The sequence below is a fragment of the Pseudomonas sp. GD03858 genome (genome assembly GCF_029840925.1).
GTDB lineage: Bacteria > Pseudomonadota > Gammaproteobacteria > Pseudomonadales > Pseudomonadaceae > Aquipseudomonas.
Genome location: NZ_JAOCDM010000059.1, coordinates 24,564 through 31,288 on the forward strand (window position 1 = coordinate 24,564; position 6,725 = coordinate 31,288).

Sequence of the window (6,725 nt, forward strand, 5' to 3'; positions counted from 1 at the left end):
ACCCTTACAAGGCGCACTAAGACGCCTGATAGAGCCTTTAGGAGTTCCCATGATCCCTTCGCTGAAACTGTTCCAGCCCGGTCGCCTGCTGGTGGCGGCGAGCCTCGCCAGCAGCCTGCTGTCGATGTCGGTGCAGGCCGCCACCCTGACCCGCGACAATGGCGCGCCAGTGGGCGACAACCAGAATTCGCAGACCGCCGGCCCCAATGGCTCGGTGCTGTTGCAGGACGTGCAACTGCTGCAGAAGCTGCAGCGCTTCGATCGCGAACGCATTCCCGAGCGTGTGGTGCATGCTCGCGGTACCGGTGCCCATGGCCAGTTCACCGCCAGCGCCGACATCAGCGAGCTGAGCATGGCCAAGGTATTCCGCCCCGGCGAGAAGACCCCGGTGTTCGTGCGTTTCTCGGCCGTGGTGCACGGCACCCACTCGCCGGAAACCCTGCGTGACCCGCGCGGTTTCGCCACCAAGTTCTACACCGCCGACGGCAACTGGGACCTGGTGGGCAACAACTTCCCGACCTTCTTCATCCGCGACGCGATCAAGTTCCCGGACATGGTCCACGCCTTCAAGCCCGACCCGCGCACCAACCTCGACGACGATGCGCGGCGCTTCGACTTCTTCTCCCATGTGCCGGAGGCCACCCGCACCCTGACCCTGCTGTATTCCAACGAGGGCACCCCGGCCAGCTACCGCGAGATGGACGGCAACAGCGTGCACGCCTACAAGCTGGTCAACGCCAAGGGCGAGGTGCACTACGTGAAGTTCCACTGGAAGAGCCTGCAAGGGCAGAAGAATCTCGACCCGAAACAGGTCGAGCAGGTCCAGGGCCGCGACTACAGCCACATGACCCACGACCTGGTCAGCGCCATCAACAAGGGCAACTTCCCGAAATGGGACCTGTATATCCAGGTGCTCAAGCCTGAAGAACTGGCCAAGTTCGACTTCGACCCGCTGGACGCCACCAAGATCTGGCCCGATGTGCCGGAGCGCAAGATCGGCCAGATGGTCCTGGACCGCAACGTCGACAACTTCTTCCAGGAAACCGAGCAGGTGGCCATGGCGCCGTCGAACCTGGTGCCAGGCATCGAGCCTTCCGAGGACCGCCTGCTGCAAGGCCGGCTGTTCGCCTATGCCGACACCCAGATGTACCGGGTTGGCGCCAACGGCCTGAGCCTGCCGGTCAACCGCCCGCGCAACGAGGTGAACAGCGTCAACCAGGATGGCGCGGCGAACAACGGCCACACCAGCAGCGGCGTCAACTACCAGCCGAGCCGCCTGCAACCGCGCGACGAGCAGGCCAGCGCGCGTTACTCGCAGACGCCGTTGAGCGGCACCACCCAACAGGCAAAGATCCAGCGCGAGCAGAACTTCAAGCAGACCGGCGAGCTGTTCCGCTCGTACAGCAAGAAGGAGCAGACCGACCTGATCGACAGCCTCGGCCAGGCGCTGGCGATCACTGACGAGCAGAGCCGCTACATCATGCTGTCGTTCTTCTACAAGGCCGACAAGGACTACGGCACCGGGCTGGCGAAAGTGGCCAAGGCGGACCTTGCGCGGGTCCAGCAACTGGCGGCCAAGCTGCAGGACTGACGGCGTCACAGGACGGGCCTTCGGGCCCGTCTTCCTGATCCATGACTACAAACACCCCGGCCTTTGTGGGAGCGGGTTTACCCGCGAAGCAGACCATGAGAGGTACCCACCATGCACGCATGGATTCTTGCGGCCCTGATCGGGCTGACGACGATGGCTGCCCAGGCGCACGCGCTGCCAGCGGCTGAAGGGCAGGGCGCGGCTGTCGAGCAGCGCTTGCGGGATTATTTCTTCGATGCCGCGCGACGCGGTGATGAAACCATGCTGGCGACCTTCATCCAGGCCGGCTACGACCTGAACGTACATGACGACAAGGGCTACACCGGCCTGATCCTGGCCGCCTACCATGGCCAGCGCGGCGCCGTGGAGCAACTGCTGGGGGCCGGCGCCGATCCCTGCGCCCAGGATCTGCGCGGCAACACCGCGTTGATGGGGGCGATCTTCAAGGGCGAAGTGCGCATTGCCCAACGCCTGATCGGCGCGCGCTGCAACCTGGATCAGCGCAATGCCAATGGCCAGACGGCGGCGATGTATGCCGCGCTGTTCCAGCGCGAGGCGCTGCTCGACAGACTCTTGCTCCAGGGCGCCGATCCGCGGGCACAGGATGCTCTGGGCAACACCGTGCGAAGCCTCCAGCGTGGCCAGCTCAATGGTGTTTCGGATCGCTAATCCCGTAAGCGCGCCCCGCAGCCGTGGGCTCCTCAGGGTAACGCATCCTCCTGTCGCGTCTCGGCAGGACCTGCGCTTATAGCTCCCAAACCACGGGAGAGCACCATGAGTACGGCGTTATTTAGCAATACCCCTACGGTCACGGTGAAAGACAGCCATGGCCGGATCGTTCGCGAGATTGTCTATCACCGTCACCCCGACACCCCTCAAGCATGCGATGAACGCATAACCCTGCATTGCTACAGCGCCCGAGGCGCGCTCATGCAGAGCGTTGATCCGCGATTGCACGAATCGGGCCTGGCCAATTTCAGGTACATGACGGCGCTTGCCGGAGCCAGATTGCAGACCCAGAGCGTCGACGCCGGCACAACGCTGGCCTTGAGTGACACTGAAGGTCGCGCGCTGGCAACGGTCACTCGCATCGAGCTTGACCCGATGGGGCGGGCCAGCCATGCCGAGGCCGTGATCCGCGCCGTCGAATACGAGCACGTCGGCCTTCCCGGGCGACCACTGGCTATCACCGAGCAAGTGTTCGGGGCAGGACAGAGGGTCGTGGAGCGCCTGGTTTACGCCGGCAACGATGAATCGAGCAAGTCGCTGAACCTGGCGGGGCAGTGCGTGAGCCATTACGACGCGGCTGGTCTGATGCAAACGGACTGCGTCGCTCTGACCGCCGTCACCCTGTCCACCACTCGGCGGCTGCTCAAGGATGTGGACGACCGGGACAGTGCGGCTGACTGGCAAGGCGAGGAAGTCGGCCAATGGCAGCAGTGCCTGGCCGAGGACCTTTACACCAGCGTTGCCCGAACGGACGCGATGGGAGTCACCCTGACCACCACCGATGCGGCCGGCCATCGACAGCGCTTTGCCCACGACGTTGCAGGCATGCGCTTGGCCAGCTGGTTGACGCTCAAGGGCAGGGCAGAGCAGGTAATCACCAGCGCCGTCGACTACTGCGCCGCCGGCAACAGACTGCGCGAAGTGCATGCTAACGGAGTGACGACCCTGTACACGTACGACCAGCGCACGCAAAGACTCGATGGGATCAGGGTCGAGCGAACCGGGGCGAGGCTGCTGCGACATCAGCACTATGCATACGATCCGGTGGGCAATGTGCTCAAGGTGCGCAACGATGCGCCCGAGACACGTTTCTGGCGTAACCAGAAAATCGTCGCGGAAAATGCCTATACCTACGACAGCTTGTACCAGCTGACATGCGCCAAAGGCCGTGAAATGGCGAGCGCTGGCCAACCTCTCTGGGCTGGCGCGGCCATCGACGCGAGTACGTACAGGAACTACGCGCGCAGCTATCGCTATGATCGCGGTGGCAACCTGACGCACATCGTCCATACGCCGTCCACGGGTAGCAGCCAGACCATCGCGCTGACAGTCAGTGGGCGGAGCAACCGTGCGGTACTGGCGACATTGACCGACGCCCCCACTGAGGTGGATGGGCTGTTCACCGCAGGTGGCGAGCAGAAAGTCCTGTATCCGGGCCAGACGCTGGACTGGACTGCACGCAACGAGTTGCGGCAGGTGACCCTGGTGGCACGTGGCGACAACGCCCATGACTCGGAACATTATCGCTATGACAGCGCCAATCAGCGCATCGTGAAAATCTCCAGACGGCAAGCCAGCGGCAGCCTGCAGACAAGGCGCACGATCTACGTTCCGGGGTTGGAGCTGCAAACCACGCTTGTCGGAGAAACGCAGACCCGCAACCTGCAGGTCGTCGCCATTGGCGAAGCGGGAAGCACGCAGGTACGGGTAATGCATTGGCAGCACGGCAAGCCGGACGAACTGGAAAACGACCAGTTGCGTTTCAGCCATGACGACCTCATTGGCAGCAGCGGCCTCGAGCTGGACGCTCGCGGGCAGGTCATCAGCCAGGAAGAGTATTATCCGTATGGCGGTACGGCCATCCTTTCTGCCAGAAGCGAAGTCGAGGCAAGCTACAAGGCTTTGCGCTACTCGGGCAAGGAGCGTGACGCGACGGGGCTTTACTATTACGGCTACCGATACTATCAACCGTGGGCCGGACGCTGGTTGAGTCCGGACCCTGCCGGGACCGTCGACGGGCAGAATCTGTACCGGATGGTCAGGAACAACCCGGTGACCTACCGAGACACTGACGGGCGGGTGGCTGTAGAGGGGCCGCCGACGTCGGCCCATGCAGGTCATCTTGCTTCGTCGGCTAACGCCAGAGGGCCCGCCACGCAGTCCAGTCACTTGACCGACATCTTCAAGACGGGCGACATCGTGTATGGCTTGGATGCACCTCGAAAGAAAGCACTATTGGCGCTGGACGCCGCCGGGCACAGGAAAGTTGCACCGGTGGCGGGTGTGAAAAAGCTGACGAAACTGTTCGGGAAAGCGACCGGAAAAGCCAATATCCGCATTCAGAATGACATCACCAATGCGGTTTGGAACCCGAGCGCGCCTACCGCTTATGCCAGTGATGGGGAGATAAAGAAGTCACTGCTGGACTCCAAGCGTGCCATCGCGTTCAAGAACTTCCTCGAAAACCACTCCAAATACAATGTCAAAGATCAGCAGGAGGCGCTTGGCATCAAGGAAAACCCTGCAAGAGCCCTGGAGCTCGCGACAGTGCTATGGGCGCGCACCAGCAAGGCAGGGCTCGAATTCCAGCTGGTGGAGCGGAACATGCCGTTGCATTTCCTGGCCGATACCATTGCCGACAACGTTGACGTCGTGGTGTCCAAGACTGGCTTTGGCGCCAGTATCACATCCAGCGAACTTCGCTGGCTCTATCGGCATCGGGACATGGAACAGGTAAAGCAGAACTTGCACTTCTACCGGGATGGCAAAGCCATCTCCCAGGATGAGGTCTTTGCCAAGCCCGAATGGCGACGGTACGAGCCCAAGAGTCAGCATGGCTTGGCCAGGCAGAGTCGACGCTAGGCAGTGTGGGGTGAGCACGGAGCGGGGGAGAGCGCCTGATGGACAGAACAGGGGCTCGTGTCCGGACAGTGTGATCTTCGACGCTCTGGCCAGCGCCTGTCTGCGCCTGGCCGAAGCGAACCACTGATCAGTGGCGCTCGAGCTCGGCGAAGCGACCGGACAACCAGGCGTGCAGGCGCCGCACCGCAGGCGACAGCTGCTTGCGGTGCGGACACACCAGGCTCAACGGCATGACCGGCCCGGGATGATCCCGCAGCAGCACGACGAGCCGTCCCGCCAGCACATCGTCGCTGACATCCAGCCAGGACTTGTAGGTGATCCCTTCGCCGGCCACGGCCCAGCGCCGGGCGATGTCGGCATCGTCGCTGAGCAGGGCTCCACGAACCTGGACGGTCTGCGCCCCCAGTTGCCACTTGTCGTAGACCCGGCCCTGCTGCATGTACAGCAGGCACTGATGATCGCGCAGGTCATCGGGGGCTTGCACCACGCCATGGCGCGCCAGGTATTCGGGAGAGGCCACCAGCACCTTGCGGTTCCAGGGAGCCAGCGGCAGGGCGATGTAGTTGGCGTCGGCGTTCAGGCCGTAGCGAATGGCGATATCCACCGGATCGCGGAACAGATCAGCGATCTGGTCGGAAAGAAAGAACCGCAGGTTCAACTGCGGGTGCTCGCGGCGAAACGCCGTGAGCCAGGGCAGCAACACGTTGCGCCCCAGATCGGACGGCGCGGCCACCTGCAGCGTTCCACTTAGCTGGGCGCTCTCCTGACGCAGGTTGTCCCGCCCGTGCCTGAGGGCTTCCAGGGCGGCCAGGGCCGAGGGCAGGTACTGCTCGCCCTCGGCGGTCAGGCGCAGGCTGCGCGTGGTGCGGGCGAACAGCCGCACATCCAGCTCACGCTCCAGGCGCTTGACCGCCTCGGCCGCCTGGCCGGGCAGCAGGTCGGCCTCATGGGCGGCCGCGGTAAAGCTGCCCAGCGCGGCGCTGCGCACGAAGATGCCCAGATCGTCGAGACGGATCATTATCACTCCTGCAATGAAAGTGTTCACGGACAGCACCCGTTTTTCCCAAGGGCCGGACACGCCAGACTGGGTTCACGAATCAAACCATATCCAGCAGCGAGTGCCTATGAAAGCGATCAGTTCCACTCACAACGGCTTGCCGATCGAAGACCCTGCATCTCTCCAGGACATCTTCATGCCCAGACCGAGCCCAGGGCCAAGGGACCTTCTGGTGGAGGTCAAGGCCGTGTCGGTCAACCCCGTCGACACCAAAGTGCGCGCTGGCACTTTCACGCCTGAGCCGAAAATACTGGGCTGGGATGCGGCCGGTATCGTCCGCGAAGTCGGGCCCCAGGTGACGCTGTTCAAGCCAGGTGACCAGGTGTACTACGCCGGCTCCATCGCCAGACCCGGCAGCAACAGCGAGTATCACCTGGTCGACGAACGCATCGTCGGGCACCAACCACGCAGCCTGGATGCGGCGCAGGCCGCGGCGCTGCCACTGACGGCCATCACCGCCTGGGAACTGCTGTTCGACCGCCTGGG

The 6,725-nt window shown here is 63.3% G+C and carries 5 protein-coding genes; 4 read left to right on the forward strand and 1 reads right to left on the reverse strand.

Annotated elements, in window-relative coordinates; translation table 11 throughout:
• Positions 1-49: 49 nt before the first annotated feature.
• From katB to N5D48_RS16015, 3 genes are all read left to right on the forward strand, one after another.
• Entirely contained in the window at positions 50-1,591 is a 1,542-nt protein-coding gene (katB, locus tag N5D48_RS16005; protein ID WP_279885954.1) for a catalase KatB, read from the forward strand.
• A gap of 111 nt (positions 1,592-1,702) precedes the next feature.
• A complete protein-coding gene (locus tag N5D48_RS16010; RefSeq protein ID WP_279885957.1) occupies positions 1,703-2,260 on the forward strand; it encodes an ankyrin repeat domain-containing protein in 558 nt (185 codons plus the stop codon).
• 105 nt (positions 2,261-2,365) lie between these two features.
• Positions 2,366-5,182 (forward strand): RHS repeat-associated core domain-containing protein, encoded by a 2,817-nt coding sequence (locus N5D48_RS16015; RefSeq protein ID WP_279885958.1) that lies wholly within the window; start codon positions 2,366-2,368, stop codon positions 5,180-5,182.
• A 127-nt stretch (positions 5,183-5,309) separates the two neighbouring features.
• On the opposite strand, the gene N5D48_RS16020 is transcribed toward N5D48_RS16015, so the two are convergent.
• Positions 5,310-6,200 carry a LysR family transcriptional regulator gene (locus N5D48_RS16020; protein ID WP_279885961.1) on the reverse strand — a complete coding sequence of 297 codons (891 nt, stop codon included), beginning with the start codon at positions 6,198-6,200 and terminating at the stop codon, positions 5,310-5,312.
• A 106-nt stretch (positions 6,201-6,306) separates the two neighbouring features.
• Here N5D48_RS16020 and N5D48_RS16025 point away from each other — a divergent pair.
• Positions 6,307-6,725 (forward strand): alcohol dehydrogenase catalytic domain-containing protein (locus N5D48_RS16025; RefSeq protein WP_279885964.1); only part of this gene is annotated, 419 nt, incomplete at its 3' end.